1 pseudogene is annotated in these 623 nt (G+C 51.8%); it reads left to right on the forward strand.

The features are described from left to right. Positions 1-623 (forward strand): annotated as a pseudogene (locus tag PG418_RS11720) (recombinase family protein); the annotation flags it as partial.

Below are 623 nucleotides of genomic sequence, written 5' to 3' on the forward strand. Positions count from 1 at the left end.
GACTACCGTTTCAAAATCGGCACGATTGGGGAAAAGAAGCCGGAGGACTGGATTGTAGTGGAAGGACAGCATGAACCGCTGATTGACCGCATGAGCTTTGACATTGTGCAGAACAAGCTGAAATCCCGCCAGCGTCCGGGGCAGACCAATGAAATCAGCCTGTTTGCCGGACTGATAAAATGCGGCGAGTGTGGGAAAAAGAACCACTGCACCCAGCACCGGATTGATTATGACACCCTTTACAGTCATGTGCTGCGGAAAATCCGGGAATGTGCCAGAGCTGCCCTGATGGACGGGAAAGCGGTTGCTGACCGCCTGACCAATACCTGTGAAGCCGAGCAGCGGGAACAGCGGGAAGCAATGGAACGCTCCCTTACAAGGGACGAGGAACGGAGAGGAACGGATTGAGGTTCTGGACAAAATGGTAATGCGGCTTTATGAAGATATGATTGCAGGGCGTATCAGTGAGCAGAACTTCAACACCATGCTGGAAAAGACACAGACCGAGCAGACGGAACTTAAAACAAAAGTGTCCGAGGGCAGAAAGCGGCTGTCCGATGAAGTCCAGCTTGCCAATGACGCAAAACAATGGGTGGAAGCCATTCAGGAATATGCCAACATCA

It is taken from the genome of Bariatricus sp. TF06-38A, assembly GCF_027690675.1.
Lineage (GTDB): Bacteria > Bacillota > Clostridia > Lachnospirales > Lachnospiraceae > Allocoprococcus > Allocoprococcus comes.